17 protein-coding genes, 2 tRNA genes and 1 riboswitch are annotated in these 18,219 nt (G+C 71.4%); of the genes, 6 read left to right on the top strand and 13 right to left on the bottom strand.

Annotation, left to right across the window (positions count from 1 at the left end):
• Nucleotides 1–4: 4 nt before the first annotated feature.
• Entirely contained in the window at nt 5–253 is a 249-nt protein-coding gene (locus IC607_RS05860) for an acyl carrier protein (RefSeq protein WP_191786067.1), read from the top strand.
• A gap of 79 nt (nt 254–332) precedes the next feature.
• Nucleotides 333–1,577, top strand: coding sequence for a beta-ketoacyl-ACP synthase II (gene fabF / locus IC607_RS05855; protein WP_191786066.1), 1,245 nt, complete (start codon nt 333–335; stop codon nt 1,575–1,577).
• A 70-nt stretch (nt 1,578–1,647) separates the two neighbouring features.
• Here the strand turns inward: fabF and IC607_RS05850 are convergent, their stop codons facing one another.
• From IC607_RS05850 to IC607_RS05840, 3 genes are all read right to left on the bottom strand, one after another.
• Nucleotides 1,648–2,148 (bottom strand): DUF3145 domain-containing protein, encoded by a 501-nt coding sequence (locus IC607_RS05850; RefSeq protein WP_191786065.1) that lies wholly within the window; start codon nt 2,146–2,148, stop codon nt 1,648–1,650.
• A 129-nt stretch (nt 2,149–2,277) separates the two neighbouring features.
• On the bottom strand, nt 2,278–2,766 hold the full coding sequence (gene def / locus IC607_RS05845) for a peptide deformylase (protein WP_191786064.1): 489 nt from the start codon (nt 2,764–2,766) through the stop codon (nt 2,278–2,280).
• Nucleotides 2,767–2,867: 101 nt separating this feature from the next.
• Nucleotides 2,868–3,083, bottom strand: a complete 216-nt coding sequence (locus tag IC607_RS05840; RefSeq protein ID WP_304516308.1) for a BldC family transcriptional regulator — start codon at nt 3,081–3,083, stop codon at nt 2,868–2,870.
• A gap of 16 nt (nt 3,084–3,099) precedes the next feature.
• Nucleotides 3,100–3,174, bottom strand: a riboswitch (cyclic di-GMP riboswitch).
• Nucleotides 3,175–3,359: 185 nt separating this feature from the next.
• On the opposite strand from IC607_RS05840, the gene IC607_RS05835 reads away from it, so the two are divergent.
• Nucleotides 3,360–3,433 (top strand) — tRNA-Ile (locus IC607_RS05835).
• 22 nt (nt 3,434–3,455) lie between these two features.
• On the opposite strand, the gene IC607_RS05830 is transcribed toward IC607_RS05835, so the two are convergent.
• On the bottom strand, nt 3,456–3,731 hold the full coding sequence (locus IC607_RS05830; RefSeq protein WP_191786063.1) for a hypothetical protein: 276 nt from the start codon (nt 3,729–3,731) through the stop codon (nt 3,456–3,458).
• A 171-nt stretch (nt 3,732–3,902) separates the two neighbouring features.
• The gene (locus tag IC607_RS05825; RefSeq protein WP_191786062.1) at nt 3,903–4,712 is read right to left on the bottom strand and encodes a DUF1206 domain-containing protein; all 810 of its coding nucleotides are present in this window, start codon (nt 4,710–4,712) and stop codon (nt 3,903–3,905) included.
• Between the two features lie 153 nt (nt 4,713–4,865).
• Between IC607_RS05825 and IC607_RS05820 the strand changes: the two genes are divergently transcribed.
• Nucleotides 4,866–5,378, top strand: a complete 513-nt coding sequence (locus IC607_RS05820; RefSeq protein WP_191786061.1) for a hypothetical protein — start codon at nt 4,866–4,868, stop codon at nt 5,376–5,378.
• Nucleotides 5,379–5,468: 90 nt separating this feature from the next.
• A tRNA-Asn gene (locus tag IC607_RS05815) sits at nt 5,469–5,541 on the top strand.
• A gap of 79 nt (nt 5,542–5,620) precedes the next feature.
• Here IC607_RS05815 and IC607_RS05810 read toward each other — a convergent pair.
• Entirely contained in the window at nt 5,621–6,424 is an 804-nt protein-coding gene (locus IC607_RS05810) for a phosphatase PAP2 family protein (protein ID WP_191786060.1), read from the bottom strand.
• Between the two features lie 278 nt (nt 6,425–6,702).
• Between IC607_RS05810 and IC607_RS05805 the strand changes: the two genes are divergently transcribed.
• Nucleotides 6,703–7,491, top strand: a complete 789-nt coding sequence (locus tag IC607_RS05805) for a transglutaminase family protein (RefSeq protein WP_191786059.1) — start codon at nt 6,703–6,705, stop codon at nt 7,489–7,491.
• A gap of 17 nt (nt 7,492–7,508) precedes the next feature.
• Here IC607_RS05805 and IC607_RS05800 read toward each other — a convergent pair whose 3' ends face one another.
• The 7 genes from IC607_RS05800 to IC607_RS05770 all read right to left on the bottom strand — a co-directional run bounded on the left by IC607_RS05800 (nt 7,509) and on the right by IC607_RS05770 (nt 18,020).
• Entirely contained in the window at nt 7,509–8,798 is a 1,290-nt protein-coding gene (locus IC607_RS05800) for a hypothetical protein (protein ID WP_191786058.1), read from the bottom strand.
• Nucleotides 8,799–8,913: 115 nt separating this feature from the next.
• Nucleotides 8,914–10,854 carry a DNA primase gene (dnaG, locus tag IC607_RS05795; protein ID WP_191786057.1) on the bottom strand — a complete coding sequence of 647 codons (1,941 nt, stop codon included), beginning with the start codon at nt 10,852–10,854 and terminating at the stop codon, nt 8,914–8,916.
• A 52-nt stretch (nt 10,855–10,906) separates the two neighbouring features.
• Nucleotides 10,907–12,193 (bottom strand): deoxyguanosinetriphosphate triphosphohydrolase, encoded by a 1,287-nt coding sequence (locus tag IC607_RS05790; protein ID WP_191786056.1) that lies wholly within the window; start codon nt 12,191–12,193, stop codon nt 10,907–10,909.
• A 112-nt stretch (nt 12,194–12,305) separates the two neighbouring features.
• On the bottom strand, nt 12,306–14,141 hold the full coding sequence (locus IC607_RS05785) for a glycoside hydrolase family 13 protein (protein ID WP_191786055.1): 1,836 nt from the start codon (nt 14,139–14,141) through the stop codon (nt 12,306–12,308).
• Nucleotides 14,138–15,037, bottom strand: a complete 900-nt coding sequence (locus IC607_RS05780) for a sugar ABC transporter permease (protein WP_191786054.1) — start codon at nt 15,035–15,037, stop codon at nt 14,138–14,140. Before IC607_RS05780 ends, IC607_RS05785 begins: the two co-directional genes overlap by 4 nt.
• The gene (locus IC607_RS05775; protein ID WP_191786053.1) at nt 15,037–16,662 is read right to left on the bottom strand and encodes an ABC transporter permease subunit; all 1,626 of its coding nucleotides are present in this window, start codon (nt 16,660–16,662) and stop codon (nt 15,037–15,039) included. The genes IC607_RS05780 and IC607_RS05775 overlap by 1 nt, the downstream gene beginning before the upstream one ends.
• A 92-nt stretch (nt 16,663–16,754) precedes the next feature.
• Nucleotides 16,755–18,020 carry a maltose ABC transporter substrate-binding protein gene (locus tag IC607_RS05770; protein WP_191786052.1) on the bottom strand — a complete coding sequence of 422 codons (1,266 nt, stop codon included), beginning with the start codon at nt 18,018–18,020 and terminating at the stop codon, nt 16,755–16,757.
• Between the last annotated feature and the right edge of the window lie 199 nt (nt 18,021–18,219).

The raw sequence follows: 18,219 nt of genomic DNA, 5'->3' as shown, positions 1-18,219 counted from the left end.
CCCCATGGCGTACAGCGAGCAGGAGATCCTGGCCGGTCTGGCCGAGATCGTCAGCGAGGAGACCGGCCTGCCCACGGACTCCGTCCTGCCCGAGAAGTCGTTCACGGACGACCTGGACATCGACTCGCTGTCGATGATGACGATCGTCACCCTCGCCGAGGAGAAGTTCGACGTGCGCATCCCCGACGACGAGGTCAAGAACCTCGCCACCGTCGGCGACGCCGTCTCGTTCATCGCGGGCGCGCAGGCCTGACGCCGCCGCCCACAGGGTGTGCCCCCGGACCCGTCCGGGGGCACACCGCGCACCACAACCCCGCCGACCAGGAGCACCGATGAGCCACCCGATCGACGTCGTCGTCACAGGACTGGGCGCCACCACGCCGCTCGGCGGCGACGCGCCCACCACCTGGGCCGCCGCACTCGCCGGCGAGTCCGGTGCCCGCCCCTTCGAGCACGACTGGGCCGCGCAGTACGGCCTGCCCGTCGAGTTCGCGGCCACCATCAAGGTCAAGCCGGAGGACGTGCTGCCGCGTCCCGAGCTCAAGCGCATGGACCCCTCCGCCCAGTACGCGGTCATCGCGGCGCGCGAGGCGTGGGCCGACGCCGGCACCCCGGAGGTGGACGGGCTGCGCCTGGGCGCCGTCGTCTCCTCCGGCATCGGCGGCATCTGGACCACGCTCGACGGCTGGGACACGCTGCGGGAGAAGGGTGCCCGCCGCATCCTGCCCATGACGGTCCCCATGCTGATGCCCAACTCCCCCAGCGCCTACGTGTCGCTCGAGTTCGGCGCCAAGGCCGGCGCGCACGCCCTGGTCTCCGCCTGCGCGTCCGGCGCAGAGGCCATCGGCTACGGCGTCGAGATGATCCGCAGCGGTCGCGCGGACGTCGTCATCGCCGGCGGCACCGAGGCGACCATCCACCCGATGCCCATCGCCGCGTTCGCCGCGTCGCGCACGCTGTCTCTGCGCAACGACGACCCGACCGGCGCCTCGCGTCCGTACGACGTGGACCGCGACGGATTCGTCATCGGCGAGGGTGCCGGCGTCGTGGTGCTGGAGTCCGCCGCGCACGCCGCGGCGCGCGGCGCGCGCGTCTACGCCCGCATCGCGGGTGTCGGTCTGTCCGCGGACGGCTACCACATCACCTCTCCCGAGCCGTCCGGCGACGGCCAGGTGCGCGCCATGAACGCGGCGCTCGAGGAGTCCGGGATCGCTGCCCGGGAGGTCGTGCACGTCAACGCGCACGCCACCTCGACCGTGGTCGGCGACCTCATCGAGGCCCGCTCCATCCGCGGTGTCCTGGGCGACGACGCGGACCATGTGGCCCTGTCGGCCACCAAGTCGATGACGGGCCACCTGCTGGGCGGCGCCGGCGCGCTCGAGACGATCTTCACCGTCCTCGCCCTCCACGACCGGCAGGCTCCCCCGACGATCAACGTCGAGAACCCCGACCCCGAGCTGGTCCTGGACCTGGTCCGCGACAAGCCGCGCGAGCTGCCGACGGGCGAGATCGCCGCGATCAACAACTCGTTCGGCTTCGGCGGCCACAACGTGGCCCTGGTGGTCACGTCGGCCTGACCCGCCTGGACAGCACGAGAGCCTCGCCCCCTCCGGGCGAGGCTCTCGTCATTCGTGCGGCCCGCGCGCGTCAGCCGACGCGATGCAGCCAGCGCACGGGCGCACCCGCGCCGGCGTAGCGGAACGGCTCGAGCTCGTCGTCCCAGGCCTGCCCGAGGGCGAGGTCCAGCTCGCTGCGCAGCCGCTCGGGATCCGCGGCGTGCTGCAGGGCGGCGCGGATGCGGTCCTCCGGGACGACGACGTTGCCGTGCACGTCGGTCGCGGCGTGGAAGATGCCCAGCTCCGGGGTGTGGCTCCAGCGCGAGCCGTCGACGCCGCGGCTGGCCTCCTCCGTCACCTCGTAGCGCAGGTGGGCCCAGCCGCGCAGCGCGGACGCCAGGCGCGCACCGGTCCCGGGCTCGCCCTGCCACGAGTGCTCGGCCCGGAAGAAGCCGGGACCGGCGGGCTGCTCGGTCCAGTCGAACGCGGTACGTCCGGACAGCACGTTGCCTGCCGCCCACTCGATGTGGGGGCACAGCGCACGGGGCGCTGAGTGCACGAAAAGTACACCGCGGGTGATCCCACCTGCCATGTCGTCCTCCTGGAGCGGTTCGAGGTTCGTCTTCCCCAACGACCTCTGCCCATCTCCTAGGCGGGCGCACAGTCTCGCGGCGTGCTGGTCACAGTGTGCCGCAGTATGTGGCGGGACGCCAGCAGGCTCTCAGAGCTGCTCGCGGATCGCCCGCATCGCCTTCTTGCGGACCGACCGCTCCAGGCGGTCCAGGTAGAGCATCCCGTCCAGGTGGTCGACCTCGTGCTGCAGGCACCGCGCCATGAGCTCGGTGCCCTCGACGACGACCTCCTTGCCGTCCAGGTCCGTCCCGACCACCCGGGCGTACCAGGCGCGCGTCGTGGGGTACCAGAGGCCGGGGACCGAGAGGCAGCCCTCGTCGCCGTCCTGGTACTCGTCCTCCGACAGGTCGACGATGACCGGGTTGAGCACGTAGCCGATCTCGTCGTCGATGTTCCACGAGAACGCCCGCAGGCTGACGCCGATCTGGTTGGCGGCGAGTCCGGCGCGCCCGTCGTGGTCGACCGTCTCGAGCAGGTCGTCGACGAGGGACCGCACGCGGTCGTCGATCGCCGTCACGGGGTCGCAGGGGGTACGCAGGACGGGGTCGCCCACCGTCCGGATCTCTCGCATCGCCATGGGGCAAGTCTTTCACGCCGCGACCGGGCACAGGCACCGCAGGACGCACGAAGGGCCGGTGACGTCGACGTCACCGGCCCTTCGAGGATGGAGCTAGAGGATCACTCGCCCGAACGCTGCTGCGGGACGCCCGTGAGGAGCTGGCGCACCTCAGCCTCGTGGAAGCGGCGGTGGCCGCCGAGGGTACGGACGGCCGAGAGCTTGCCGGCCTGGGCCCAGCGCGTGACCGTCTTGGGGTCGACGCGGAAGAGGACCGCAACCTCACCGGGGGTGAGAAGGGCGCCCTGGGAGAGGGGGGACTCGGTGGACATCGCCATGATGGAACTCCTGTCGTTCGGTAGCTCGGCTGACCCTGTAGGCCCCGTGGCTTTGCGTCCCCACCTTGCGGCGGGTTTGCCGTTTTTCGCTGACAAGCCAGAACTATGCCCGAAACTGGACACTTGTGCAACAAGCCGCGACGTCCGGTTCGCGCGCAAACGGGTGAAATCGATTCGGCAGGTACCGGACAGACCCGACGCACCGGTTGCGCGGAGCACCTTTGCGTGGCAGCGCCGCCCTGGTCAGCGGGTTCGTGGCGTACCCTGGCGGCTCTCGGGGCAGTAGCTCAGCCGGTCAGAGCAGCGGACTCATAATCCGTCGGTCGTGGGTTCAAGCCCCACCTGCCCCACCCATCACGACGCCCGGGCAGATCACAGCTCCGGCATCTCGAGCCGGACGGGCACGGCGCCTTCGGGCTGCACCAGCTCCGTCGCCCACCTGAAGTCCTCGGGGTGCTCGATGACCCAGTCGAGCACCGCGGTCGCCGTCCTGACCTGGACGACCGGTGCGCCCGGGTTGACGCTCTGCGCCCACGGCGTCCAGCCGAAGACGCGCGTCGGGGTGTACACGGCGAGGATCTGGACGGTGAGGTAGGTGGGCGGCCGGAAGAGCCGCTGCCGGGCGACCGTCAGGCGACCTGGCGTCACGCGTGCGACCTCGAAGGTCCACTCACGGCCGAGACCCGCTTGCGCACCGTCCACCACCCGAAGGCCGCAGGCGAGCTTTCGCCCGGGGCGGACCGGCTCGGCGTCGTGCGGCACGGGCCGATCCTGCCTCACACCTGGCGCGACGCCACCGATCGGCACGCGCCCGACCGGTCAGAGCTTGCCGTACCTCGAGCGCACGAACGAGTACACGCCGTAGGCGATGAATCCGACTCCCACGGCGGTCAGCAGCCAGACACCGGCGGGCTGGTCGCGCAAGGTGTGCAGTGCGCCGTCCAGGCCCGTCGCCTTGTCGGGGTCGTGCTTCACGGCGGCGACGACGAACAGGACGCCGACGATCGCCAGGGCGAGGCCCTTGAGCGTGTAGCCGAGCACCCCGCACCACGTCACGGCCGTGCCGGCGCTCCCCGAGGGCAGCGCGTGGAGGTCCTCGAGGAACTTCTTGCGCAGGCCCTTGAGCGCGTAGACGACGCCGCCGATGATCACGGCCGCTCCGACGATCCCGACGAGCGTGCGGCCGAAGGGCTGCTCCATGAGCTTTCCGGTGGCGTCGGACGTCGACTTCGAGCTCGACTTGCCGCCGCCCGTGGCGAACGTGAGCGCGGTGAACGCCAGGAAGAGGTAGATGACCGCCCGGAGCCCAGCCGTCAGGCGGTCCCCCGTCGACGACCCCTGGCTCGAGGGCTGCTTGCGGAACGCGACCGCGAGCTGCCACAGCCCCAGGGCCGCGAAGGCGACCACCGACACCCAGAGCACGACCCCGCCGAACGGCGTCTCGGCGATGGTCCCCAGCGCGCCCGACTGGTCGGCGTTCTTCCCGCCGCTGCCGAACGCGATCCGGATCGCCAGGACGCCGATCAGGACGTGCAGCACGGCGTTGACGACGTACCCGACCCTGGCCGTCAGCTCCCAGCCGTGCTGGGCCGTCCCCGTCGCGCTGCTCGTTGCGGTGCCTGACGTCATCGCTCCACCTCTCGTCGGTTGCCGGCGCGCCTGCCGCCCGGATGCTGGCGCTGATCGTTGCAGCGCGCGGCGGGTCGCGCGACCGGAGGACGCGACGCCCGCCGGACGCGCGCCCAGGTCGGGGCGGCCAGACCTGCCCGGTACCGTGGTTCCGTGCCCGTCTCTCCTCGTCGCCGCCGGTTGTCGGCCCCGGAACGCGCGCGCCTCGACCTGCGTCCGCGCGACCGCGTCCTCGCCTCGGTCCAGCTCGCCGACGGCACCCTCGCCGTCGCGTCCCGCCTCGCCCTCCACGTCCTCGACGCGGCGACCGTGACTCGGACCCCGTGGGCCGACGTCGACCACGGGACGCTGGACGCGCCCACGCGCACCCTGACGGTCCGATGGGTGTGGGGCGCGTCGACGGCCCTGACGTTCACCGAGGACCGCGCGTCGGTCGCGTTCGCGCAGACGTTCCGCGAGCGGGTCCAGCAGTCCGTGATCCACACGACGAGCGTGCCGCTGCCCGGCGGTCACCGCGCCCGCGTGGCCCTGCGGCGCGACGAGGACGGCGAGCTGTTCAGCCAGGTGATCGCCGACGACAGCGTGGACCTGGCGGACCCGCAGGTCGCCGCCCTGGTAGACGCGGCGGAGGACGCCGTCCGCGACGCCGCCGGCCTGCCCCGCTGAGCAGGCACGCGCTATTCACGCTGCGATGGACGTCACCGGGAACACGTCCGGGGCACCCCCCGGAGGCTGCTAGAGTTTTCCCCGCTGCGGTCCCCCGTAGCTCAATTGGCAGAGCATTCGACTGTTAATCGAAGGGTTACTGGTTCGAGTCCAGTCGGGGGAGCAGAAGAGGGCCCTGACCGTCACGGTCAGGGCCCTCGTTCGTCGTCCGAGCCGTTGTCGGGGCTCGTCGCTGTGGCTGGTCAGGCCGCGACGGGGACGTCGCGCTCCTCCCCGGCCTCCTGGGCCACCGACAGGCGACGGACGACACGCACGGCGGCGTAGGCGATGGCGTAGGTGACCGCGCCGGCCACCGCGTCGAGCACGAAGTGGTTGCCGGTCGCGATGATGACCAGCAGCGTGGCGGTCGGGAAGGCGATGGCGAGGACGCGCTGCCACCGCACGGTCGTCGCCTGGAAGAACGCGAGCCCGCACCAGAGAGCCCAGCCGAAGTGCATCGACGGCATGGCTGCGTACGCGTTGGACACCGTGTGCCCGGTGTTCGCGGCGGCGTCGGCCGCCGTCTTGCCCCAGGTGCCGAAGGCGACGACGGTGTCGACGTAGCCGCCGCCCGGCAACAGACGTGGCGGTGCCGCCGGGAAGACCCAGTACGACACGAGCGCCATCATCGTCATGACCAGCAGGACCGTGCGTTGGACCACGTAGAGCCGTGGAGCCCGGAACCACATCCACAGCAGGACGAAGATCGCGGACGGCAGGAAGAGCGTCGCGTACATGTAGTTGGCGACGGTCACGATGGCCGTGTGCTGCACGAAGAAGTGGTTGATCGCGTGCTCGATGTCGATGCCGAGATTCTTCTCGATGCTCAGCACGTCGCGTGCGTGGGCGTTGGCCACAGCGACCTTGTTGGGTGCGTGGTTGCGGATCACCGAGTAGACGACGTAGACCGCGACGATGATCGCGGCCTCGCGGGCCAGGAGCGCATGACGCAGCCGTGAACCGGCGCGGACCTCGTCGAGCTCCGTTGCGGGCGGTGCCGCCGTCACGAGAGCGGCACCGTGGCGGGACCTCGTCCGGCGCGCGATCGAGCAAGGCGCGGCATCGGACACGTACGAGGCATTGCTCGATTGTTGCACCGATGGGTCACGTGTTGGGCGCGATTTCTTGGTGAGTTTCCCCACCCGATGGCCGCCGCGACCTCGATCGTCAGACCCCTGACCTGCTGCGTCACCGCCCGCTGGACGAAGTGCCTTCCGAGCCTCACACTTGCGCTGCCCCTCTTGATGGTCCGGCCGCCGACGGCCGGGGAAGGAACCTCGCGGCCGTGTTGCGCACAGTCACCTCTCACCTCAGTCTCGACGTGCGCACCCCGCTCGAGATGCACCTCGCGGTGGCCGTCGCCGACGGCTCCTACGACCGCACCGAGGTGCTCACCGTCCGCCACGAGGACGGCCTCCTGGACGTCCTCGAGGTCAAGACCGGCAACGGGGGCCGGATGCACCGCGTGCTCGCTCCCGCGGGTCGCGTCGTCGTCGACTACCAGGCCACCGTGCTCGGCGCGGCCGACGCCCCGCCGCTGGAGGACCTGGACCTCATCGAGCTGCGCCGGCCCAGCCGGTACGCCGACTCCGACCGCCTGCTTGCCTTCGCGCGCGACCAGTTCGGCGACCTGACCGGCCGCCCGCTGCTCGACGCCGTCGCCGACTGGGTGCACGGGCACGTCACCTACTCCCCCGGATCGAGCCTGCCGACGGACGGCGCGACCGACACGCTGCTCAAGCGCCGCGGCGTGTGCCGCGACTTCGCGCACCTGACCGTGGCTCTCATGCGTGCGTGCGACGTCCCGGCCCGCCTGGTGTCGGTGTACGCCCCCGGCCTCAAGCCGATGGACTTCCACGCGGTGGCCGAGGCGTTCGTCGACGACCGCTGGCAGGTGGTCGACGCGACGCGGCTCGCGCCGGTAGGCACGCTGCTGCGCATCGCGACCGGCCGCGACGCGACGGACACCGCGTTCCTCTCTCACTACGGCGGGTCGCTGTCCCTGCGGTCGATGACCGTGACCGCGTCGGTCAAGGACGCCGCCGACGACGACGGCGCCGGCTGCCTGCGCTGAGGGACCGACGGGCGCGGTCATGACGTGGGCGGCGCGACGTCGCGGCGGTCCGCGGCCGACGAACGGCCCTTGGTCGCGTCCTGCACGATCCGTGCCCTGCTCTCGAGCAGCCGCGTGACGAGCTCCTGCGAGAACCCGAACAGCAGCGCGAACACAGCCACCTGGGCAGGTCGGGTCAGCACGAGCCCGGGGATCTCCCCGCTCTGGACGAGCATGATCCCCACGACGGCGGTGAGCCCTCCGAGCGGGACACGGACCAGGCTCAGAGCGGGCGTGATCCGGTAGGGCGACGACCCCGGGCTCGCCCGCCGCATCGCGAGGATCGCCGCGAGGGCCCCGCCCAGCGCGCCGAGGAACGCGACGACCGTCGCGTCGTGGCCGGTGGCGCGCGCCGCCCCGCCCGGGCACAGCAGCCCACCGTCCTGCAGCGTCGCGCACAGCGGCAGGTAGGCGGGCCGCAGAGCCGCGACGATCACGGTCATCACGACGGCGAGCAGTGCGAGCGCGGCGACGCGCAGCAGCCGGTTGCGCCAGTCGCGCAGGTTGCGGTGCTCGTCGTCGGCCAGCTCGAGCGACGCACGCAGGGCGGCGTTGATCGTGTGGCGGTCGCGGCGGGTAGCCCGGCCTGCCTCGGTCCGGTCGGTGAGCGCCGGCTCCTCGACCGCGGTGCGCAACGGGTCCGCCACCGCGAGGCGCATCATCGATCGGCGCCGTGCGTCCACGAGCTGGCCGGGAAGTGCGGCGGAGTCCACGACCAGGGGAAGCATCGACTGGGCGAGGTGCGTGGCGTTCCAGGCGGTCTCGATGCTGGTGCCGTTCCACCACTGCCAGCGGGGGAAGGGACGCGTGGACGCGCGTCGCGCCAGCTCGAGCTGCTGGTCCACAGAGCCGCGTGCGGCCGGAGGCAGCGCCGCGACCTGTGACGCGAGGTCCTCCACCCGGTGGCGGACCTCCACCTGCCACGGTCCGACGCGCTCCGACCGCTTCCACCAGCGTGCCGACGCCTGTGGCTCGGGAGCGGTGGCGGCGGACGAGGTCGGCGGCGGCGCGGGGCGCGCGGCGGTGGCGGCGGCGACCTTCGTCGACACACCGGGCGTGGCGGTGCTCCGCAACGGCCGGGCACGGGTCGGCCGACCGGCGCGGTCTGCCGCGGACGCTCTCGCGGTCGACGCCTTCGGGGGCGCCGCACTCACCGCCGGGGTCTTCTCGACGGACGCCGACGTCTTCCCGACGGACGGTGACGTCTCACGTCGGGAACGCGCGAGCGACGACGAGTGGTTCTGGTTCTGGTCCGATCGCACCTTCATGGTGGGCCCCCGGGGCTCAGGGCGGCCCCGCACCGGGGCCCTGTCCCCCGGAAGGATGACGCCAGCGCAGCTCTGATACGTCGGCCAGGGGCACAGTCGCGAGGCCGACGTCCGATCAGGCGCTCTCGCGCAGCAGCCGACGACGACCCTCGACGGCGACCAGCTCCGCGAAGGCCGCGTTGTACGCGCCCGGGTCGGCGGTCGCGTCCATGCGCTGCAGCCGTCCGCGCAGCTCGGCGATGTGCCGCGTGAAGCCGAGCTCGACGAGCCGGATCACGACGCCGCGGACGTACTCGGGCAGGGCCGAGGCCCGGTCCTCGGGGATGGGCGCGACCGCGAGCTCGGTGACCAGGGCCTGCACCGGCGACGCGGCCTCCTCGATCACGGTACCGACCCATGCCGTCGCGTCCCCGCCGTCGGCGAGCGGTCGTGCGACGGCCAGGCCACCGGCCGCCCGGACCGCCTCGTGCACGGCCCGGTAGGCGGGCGCCGAGAACGCGTCGCCCGCGAGGTCGTCGAACTCCGCCGGGACGAGCTGGGGGAGCTGCAGGACGACCTCGAGCGCGGTGCGCTCGGTCTGCGCGACCGGGTCACGCCGGTCCGGCATCGTCAGGCGAGGCTGCGGCGGAGCCCCCGGGCGGCCCGCACGATCGTCCGGGCGAGCAGGCCTGCGCTCGTCGGACCGCCCGGGGGTGCGCGCCGCGGACGTGACCGCCCGACGCACCGTGTCGAGGTCCTCGACGCCCAGCCAGCCGGCGAGCAGGCGCGTGTACTCCGGCCGCAGGGCCGTGTCCCGGATGCCGGCGACGACGGGCGCCGCGGCCCGCAGCGCGCCGATGCGCCCTTCGGCGGTCGCGAGGTCGTACGACGCGAGGGTCGACCTGATGACGAACTCGAACAACGGCTGGCGAGCGGCTACGAGCGCCCGCACGGCGTCCGGTCCCTGCGCCTGGCGGAGCTCGCACGGGTCCTTGCCGCTGGGCTCGACCGCGACGAAGGTCTGCGCGGAGAAGCTCTGGTCCTCACCGAACGCCCGCAGCGCGGCCTTCTGCCCGGCGGCGTCGCCGTCGAACGTGAAGATGATCTCGCCGCCCACGGACGTGCCCGACGCGAGCTGGACTCCCCCGCTGCCACCGCTGTCCCCCACCAGCCGCCGCACGATCCGCGCGTGGTCGGAGCCGAATGCCGTCCCGCAGGTGGCCACGGCGGAGCCGACGCCCGACAGGTGCATCGCCATGACGTCGGTGTACCCCTCGACGACCACGACGCGCTTCTCGCGCTGCATCTCCCGCTTGGCCAGGTCCAGGCCGTACAGCACGTGCGACTTGCGGTACAGCGGGGTCTCGGGCGTGTTCAGGTACTTGGGCCCCTGGTCCTCGTCGAACAGCCGTCGTGCACCGAAGCCGACGGTCTCGCCCGTGACCTCGCGGATCGGCCACACGAGCCGCCCGCGGAACCGGTCGTAGACGCCGCGCTGCCCCTGGCTGACCAGGCCCGACGCGGTCAGCTCGGCCTCGGTGAAGCCGCGTCCGCGCAGGTGTCGTAGCAGCGAGTCCCAGCCCTGGGGGGCGAAGCCGACGCCGAACTGCTCCGCGGCAGCGCGGTCGAACCCGCGCTCGGCCAGGAACGTGCGCCCGGCCGCGGCGCCGGGCGACGTGAGCTGCTCGCGGTAGAACTGCTCGGCGACCGCGTGCGCCTCGATCAGCCGACGGCGCTTGCCCGGCTCGTCGCCGGGCCGCGGCGCACCGCCCTCCTCGTAGCGCAGCTGGATCCCGACGCGCCCGGCCAGGTACTCGACGGCCTCGGTGAAGCCGAGTCCGTCCACCTGCTGCACGAACGAGATGACGTCGCCGCCCTCGCCGCACCCGAAGCAGTGGTAGCGCCCCACCTGCGGCCGGACGTGGAACGACGGTGACCGCTCGTCGTGGAACGGGCACAGGCCCTTGAGCGACCCGACGCCCGCAGGCTTGAGGGTGACGTGCGCGCCGACGATCTCCTCGATGGAGGCACGCTCGCGGACCGCTTCCACGTCCTCCCGCCGGATGCGTCCTGCCACGGGCGCAGTCTATGGCGGATCACGGGTCGCTCCGTGCGGCCGAACGGTGGACTCAGTGCCGCGGCGGGTGCAGCAGGCGCGTGTGCAGAGCCACGGCGGAGACGTCGGTCAGGGAGGCGACCTGGTCGACGACGACGCGCAGCCGGGCGGCGTCGTCGGGCGCGTCCGCCCAGTCCGCCGCGAACGGTGGTTCGAGCAGCTGCGGTGCCCGCTCGGACAGCACCTGGACCAGGTCGGTGAGCATCTCGCGCTGGCGCTGGTAGAGCGGCTCGAGCTCGCGGGGCGCCATGACGTACGCGACGGCCAACCCCTTGAGCACGAGGATCTCGGCAAGCGTGGAGTGCGGGACCACGAGCTCCGCGCCGTACCGCGTCAGCGGGCCCGGCCCGTACTGCTCGCGGGTGGCCTTCTGCGAGGCCTTCGCGAAGCGGCCGATGAGCTGGCTGGTGGCGTCCTTGAGCATCGCGAGGGCGGCGCGCGACCCGTCGAAGCCCGGCCCCCACAGTCGGGCGCGGACCAGCCGGTCCATCGCCTCGCGCAGCCCGTCCGCGGACACCGCGTCGCCGTACCAGGTGCTCACGGCGTCGACGACCCGCTCCCGCTCGTCGGGCCGCGTCAGCACGTCGAGGTCCAGGCGACCGCCGACGACGGCGTCCTCGACGTCGTGCACCGAGTAGGAGATGTCGTCGGCCAGGTCCATGACCTGCGCCTCCAGGCACTTGCGCCCGTCCGGCGCGTCCTGGCGCAGCCACTCGAAGACGGGCAGGTCGTCCTCGTAGACACCGAACTTGTGCGTCGGCCGGCCGCTGGCCGCGCTCACCGGCCCCTGCAGGTGCCGCCATGGGTACTTCACCGACGCGTCCAGGGAGGCGCGCGTGAGGTTGAGCCCCACGGCGCGGCCGTCGGGCGCCACGACCTTGGGCTCAAGTCGCGTGAGGAGCCGCAGCGTCTGCGCGTTGCCCTCGAACCCGCCGATCCCGCGTGCGATCTGCGCGAGGGCGCGCTCGCCGTTGTGGCCGAAGGGCGGGTGGCCCAGGTCGTGCGCCAGGCAGGCGGTGTCGACGATGTCCGGGTCGCACCCGAGCGCCTTGCCGATCTCGCGGCCGACCTGCGCGACCTCGAGCGTGTGCGTGAGGCGCGTGCGCACGAAGTCGTCCGACGAGGGTCCGAGCACCTGCGTCTTGGCGCCCAGCCGTCGCAGCGCGGAGGAGTGCACGAGCCGGGCGCGGTCGCGCTCGAACGCGGTCCGCTGCCGGTTCTTGGTCCCCTCGGTGACCCACCGCTCGCGGTCGGCGTCGACGTAGCCGTCGAGGTCGAGGGTCTCCTTGAGCGCGGTCACGCGCACAGCCTAACGAGCGCGCTCGTTCGGGCAGGCGCACGGCCCGGGCCGACGACGCCGAGGCGTACCCGTGGCCCGAGGTCCCCATTCCGTCGCGCCCGGGATCATGGCGTCAGGCCAGCCGCCAGACACCCACGCCCGGCCCGTCACCGGGCAGGGCGATCCCGTCGTCGTCGACCCTCAGCGCGCGGGCGCCGTACAGGACCTCCGGCTCGTGGTCAGCGAGGTGACGCGGGAGCACCGCGCCCGACCAGGACGCCCGCGCCAGGACCACCAGCACGCGTTCGTCGGCCGTCTCCCGCAGGTAGGCCACGCCGTCGTCCTCGACGACCACCCAGCGCAGGCCCCCGTCGCGCAGCGCGCGCGACGAGCGACGCAGGGCGATCAACGCGCGGTAGACCTCGAACGTCGCCGCGTCCCAGCGCGGACCGCCGTCCTCGATGTCGTCCCACGGCATCGGCACGCGCGCGTGCTCGCCGTTGACGCCGGTCAGCCCGCCCTCGTCACCCGCGAACAGCACGGGCGTGCCCGGGTAGGTGAGCAGCAGGCCCGCCGAGACCTCCTGCATCGCCGGTGTCCCGACGACGGTCCGCAGACGCGCCGTGTCGTGCGAGCCGAGCATGTTCCACTGGTGGCGCGTCACGGCCCACGGCACGGTCGCGTCGAACTCGCGCATCGTCGCGACCATCGCCGGGCCCGGCAGGTGCGGCACCGGGACCGGCAGACCCATGAACGACGCTGCGGTACCGGGCTCCGCGAGCCACGTCCACGCGGGGCGCGTGAACGCCGAGTAGTTCATGTTGACGTGCCAGCCGCCCTGGGCCAGGTCGGACGCCGCGTCGTGGAAGTGCTCGGAGACGAGCACTGCTTCGGGGTTGAGGTCGCGCATCGTGGCCCGGATGGTGCGCGCGATCTCGTGCGTGAAGTCGTCGGCCGCGTAGCGCCCGGTCATGTTGGCGACGTCGATGCGCCAGCCGTCGATGCCGAACGGCTGCGCCAGCCAGCGGCCGATCACCGAGTCCGGGCCCGCGACCATCCGGCCCGCGAGCGCGGGGGCGTTGTAGTTGAGCTTGGGCAGCGACGAGTGCTCGAGCCAGCCGACGTACCCCGGCTCACCGGGCGTCCAGTAGTAGAAGTCGTGCTCCACGCTGGTCGGGTCGGCCTGCGCCCGACGGAACCACTCGTGCCCGTCGCCCGTGTGGTTGGTGGTGAAGTCGCCCATGATCCGCAGCCCGCGCGCGTGCACGGCCGACGACAGCGACGCCAGCGCCTCGTCGCCGCCGAGCAGCGGGTCGACCTCGTCGAACGTGCTGGCGTCGTAGCGGTGGTTGGAGCGTGCCGGGAAGATGGGCGTCAGGTAGAGCGTGTCGACACCGAGGCGCTCCAGGTGGTCGAGGTGCTGCTCGACGCCGGGCAGGTCGCCGCCGTAGAACTGCTGCGCGACACCGGGCCCTGCGGCGATGGGTTCGTCGGACCAGTCCGCCGGCAGTGCCCACTCGGGCAGCGGGCCGTGGTCCTCGTCCGAGCGGGCGAACCGGTCCGGGAACACCTGGTAGACCACCGCGTCGTCCATCCAGGCCGGCGCCGGCTCGTGCACGGTGAGCCGGAAGTCGGCGGCGTCGGGGACGTCGCGGTCCACCACCCCGCGCCCGGTGAGCCAGCGGTAGCCGCCGGGCACGTCGAGCAGGAACCGGTAGCTGACCACCGGGTTGTGGATCAGCAGGTCCGCGACGTACCAGCGTTCGTGCTCGTCGGCGCTCTCCAACCGGGCCGCGGACAGCCGCGGCTCGCCGTCGCGTACGGCCCGCAGCCAGACGGCCGTCTCGGGGTAGTCGGCGGGGACGCGCACCCGCACCGGCACGACGTCGCCGAGACGCGGCGTGGCGCGCGGGACGTACAGCTCGGAGCCGTCGTGGTGCGGGCCGAGCTGGTAGGACACCGCGCTCATCCCTTCACGGACCCCGCGGTGAGGCCGCCGACGATGTACTTCTGCAGGTACAGGAACAGGGCCAGGACCGGCAGCGTGGCGATCACGGCGCCGGCGGCGAACAGGCCCCAGTTGGCCTCGAGCAGCGACGACACCCAGCCGTAGAGCCCGACGGCAAGCGTCCAGTTGCCCTCCGACTGCAGCACGGAGCGGGCGATGATGAACTCCCCGAACGTCGAGATGAACGACAGCAGGCCGACGACCGCGAGGATCGGCGCGACCAGACGCAGGATGATCGTCCAGTAGATCTGGGCGTGCGTGGCGCCGTCGATCTTGGCCGCCTCGTCGAGCTCGCGTGGGATCGTGTTGAAGAACCCGTACATGAGGAACGTGTTCACGCCGAGCGCCCCGCCCAGGTACACGCAGATCAGCGCGAGCTTGCTGTTCAGCCCCAGGGCCGGCACCACGTCACCCAGGCTGATGAGCAGCAGGAAGATCGCGACGAACGCGAGCATCTGGGGGAACATCTGGATGATCAGCAGCGACGTGAGCCCGAGCCGGCGCCCCGAGAAGCGGTAGCGCGAGAACGCGTAGGCGGCGGCCGCACCCATGAGCACCGTGCCGACCGACGTGGCGACGGCGATGATCACGCTGTTGCCCATCCACGTCCAGAACATCGTCTCCGACAGCGCGGAGTAGTTGGCGGTGCTCACCGGGCCGAACAGGTCGGTGAGCGACCCCTTCTCGTGCAGGGACGCGGACAGCAGGTACACCAGCGGGAACGCCGCGAAGACGACGGCGACGACGCCGACGACGTGCCGCCAGCCGAGCTCGGAGAACCACTTGCCGAACGCCATCTTGTTGCGGCGCACCTGGGCGGTCGACGCCTTCGCGGGGACTGCGGTCGAGGTGGACATCAGTTGATCTCCTCGAGCTTGCGGGTCTGCCGGAAGGCGAGAGCGGAGATGCCGCCGACGATGACGAAGATGACGATGGACAACGCGCTGGCCAGGCCGTAGTTCTTGGGCGCACTGCCGTCGATCCCGGAGATGGAGTACACCATCGAGATCAGGATGTCGGTATGGCCGAGCGGCACCGACGCGTCCTCGAACTGCGGCCCACCGCCCGTCAGCATGTAGATGAGCGTGAAGTTGTTGAAGTTGAACGCGAAGGACGAGATCAGCAGCGGCGCCGTCGAGACGAGCAGCAACGGCATGATCACCGAGCGCCACGTCCGCAGCTTGCTCGCGCCGTCGATCTTGGCGGCCTCAAGGACGTCGCTCGGGAGCGACTGCAGCGCGCCCGTGCAGATCAGGAACATGTAGGGGAAGCCGAGCCACAGGTTCACGAAGAGCACCGAGAACTTGGCGAGCCACGGGTCCGTCAGCCACGGGATCTCGGCGCCACCGAAGAACAGGTTGTTGATCAGCCCGAACCGGCGGTTGAACATGCCCGACCACAGCAGCGCCGCGACGAACCCGGGAATGGCGTACGGCAGGATCATCAGCATCCGGTAGACCTTGCGGCCCCGCATGCGGGTGTCGTTGAAGACCATCGCCAGGAACAGCCCGAGCAGGAACGTCGTCAGCACGGACAGGATCGCGAACGCAAACGTCCAGACCAGGATCGAGAAGAACGGCTTGGCGTAGCGCGAGTCGGAGAACGCGGTGGTGAAGTTCTCGAAGCCGACGGTGACGCGCCATCCGATCGGGAGCGTGGTCCCGTCGGGGGCCTCGAACTCACCGTGGTCGTTGGGGGCGTAGACGGCGCCGGACTCGGTGTCCGTCATCGTCCCGGCCGCGGCGTCGTACGTCAGGGTGGACTTGAAGACGTACCCGACCCGCGCGTCCTGCGTGCGGATGGAACCGTCGGCGGCCTCGTCGGAGATGGGCACGCGCAGGGCGGTGATGGCCTTCTGCTGGGCCAGGATGTCCTGGCGGCTGAGGACGGTCCAGCCGTCCACGGCCGTGATGCGGTCGGACTCGACCGTGGCGTCGTCGGGCGTGAGCGGGTCCTCGGCGGTCCCGACGAGCGTCTTGCCGTCGGGGTCGATCACGGCGAAGCCGAGCGTGCCGTCCTGGGACACGACGGTCAGCGGGTAGGAGGGTGACCCCTCGACCCGCTTCTCGTCCTGCACGAGCAGCGCGTCGACGGCCTGCTGCTTGGTGCCGTTGTGGCCGTCGCCGTAGTTCGTGAACGCGACGAAGCCGGTGTAGACGACGACGAAGATCTGGAAGACGAGCAGGAAAGCCAACCCGGGCAGGATGTACTTCAGCGCCAGTGCGCGACGCGTGAAGTAGACCCAGTTGGCGGCGACGAGCAGGACGAGCATCGCGGCGAAGATGCCCCACGCATCCGCGTTCCAGGCCGCCAGCAGGCAGTAGACGCCGATCGCGTCGACGACCGCCATGAGGACCAGCTTGGCCAGGAAGCCCGGGCGCATGGTGCGCGCGTGCGAGTGGTCGGCACGTCCCACGGGTTCGAGGTCGGGTGTTCTCGGCGGTGCACCCTGGTCGGCGTGCGGGGACTTCACTGTCGGCATCGTCGCCTCCGGTCAGGTTCTGCTCAGGTCAGTCTGCTCCCGCGGGGCGTGGCGCTCGTCGGCGCCACGCCCCGCGGGTCGTGATCAGGACGTCAGGAGCCGATGGCCTTGTTGATGTCGTCGATCATCTTGTTCCAGCCCTTGGTCGCGTCGACCTTGCCCGAGATGATCTGGGCCTCCGTCACGCCCCAGAACTGCCACACCGAACCCATCTGCGGGATGGACGGCATGGGGACCGCGTCCTTGCCGACCGCGGCGAAGCCGGCCGTGATCGGGTCGGACGAGGCCTTCTCCGCCGCGCTGATCAGCGCGGGCGGACGGTTGCCGGCCTCGTAGAGGGCGGTCTGCGCCTCGTCGGTCGACATGTAGTTGGTCAGGAAGTCGTTCGCCAGCAGCGCGTTCTGGCTCTGCGCGCTGATGTAGAAGCCCTGGACGCCGACGAACGGCTGCGCCGGCTTGCCACCCGCGGAGGGCACGGGGTCGATGGACAGGTCCATGCCCTTGAAGGTGTCGAGCATCCACGGACCGCCGACGATGAACGGCGACTCGCCCTTGGCGAACGCGGCCGTCGCGTTGTCGTAGGTGATCGCGGTGTCGAGGTTCTTGGTGCCCTTCTCACCCTCCTTGGCCAGCCACTTGGCGAAGGCAATGCCCTCGTCGCCGCCCATCGCGAGCTTCGGGTTGTACGAGCCGTCGGCGTTCTGCTCGAACACCGGGGCGCCGAAGGACGTCTGCAGCGGGTAGTACGTGTACGGGTCGCCCTGGTCGCTCGTCTGGATGAGGAACGGGAACTTGGTCTTGGCCGCCTTGCCCGCCTTGATCGCGTCGGCCCACGTCTTGGGGGCTTCCTTGGCGAGCTTCGTGTTGCGGATGAGGGCGACGTTCTCGATCGCGTAGGGCAGGCCGTAGACCTGGCCGTCCTGCGTGAAGGCCTGGATCGAGACGGGCTCGAACTCCGACGTCTTGTCGCCCAGCTCGATCGGGGCGACGACGCCGTTCTTGGTGAGCTCGCCCAGCCAGTCGTGCGCGCCGACGGTGATGTCGGGGCCCTTGCCGGTGGGGACCTGGGCGATGAAGTCCGCCTTGATGTCCTCGAAGTTCTTCTGGACGAGGGTGACCTTGGCGCCGGTCTCCTTCTCGAACGCGGAGGCCGCGTCCTGCACGGCCTTCTTCCGCGTCTCGTCGACCCAGATCGTCAGGGTGCCGCCGTCGGTCGGCGTCGTGGCACTGGCGCTCGCCGTGTCGGCGGTCGTCGGCGCCGTGGTCGCGTCGCTGCCGCTCGAGCTGTCGCTCGAGCAGGCGCTCATCGTCAGCGCGAGGCCGAGGGCCGCGGCAACGACAGGGATGCTCCGTCGCATCTTCGATCTCCTGGTTTCAGTGGGTGTGCCGGCGTCCGGTTACCCACCGTCGCTGGCCTGATGGAGGGAACGTAGCCTCGTTGCAACAGGGCTTGCAAGTCGTTACGGTAACTTTCAGGCAACGGTTGCAGCGGCGACCGCTGCATCGTCGCTCAACCCGAAAGACCCAGGACGAGGAGGTCCCGTGTCACCCACGCTG

This window comes from Cellulomonas sp. JH27-2, from assembly GCF_014837175.1.
Lineage (GTDB): Bacteria > Actinomycetota > Actinomycetes > Actinomycetales > Cellulomonadaceae > Cellulomonas.
Note: the sequence above shows the minus strand (reverse complement) of the source record. Positions and strands in the feature narration are given on the sequence as shown.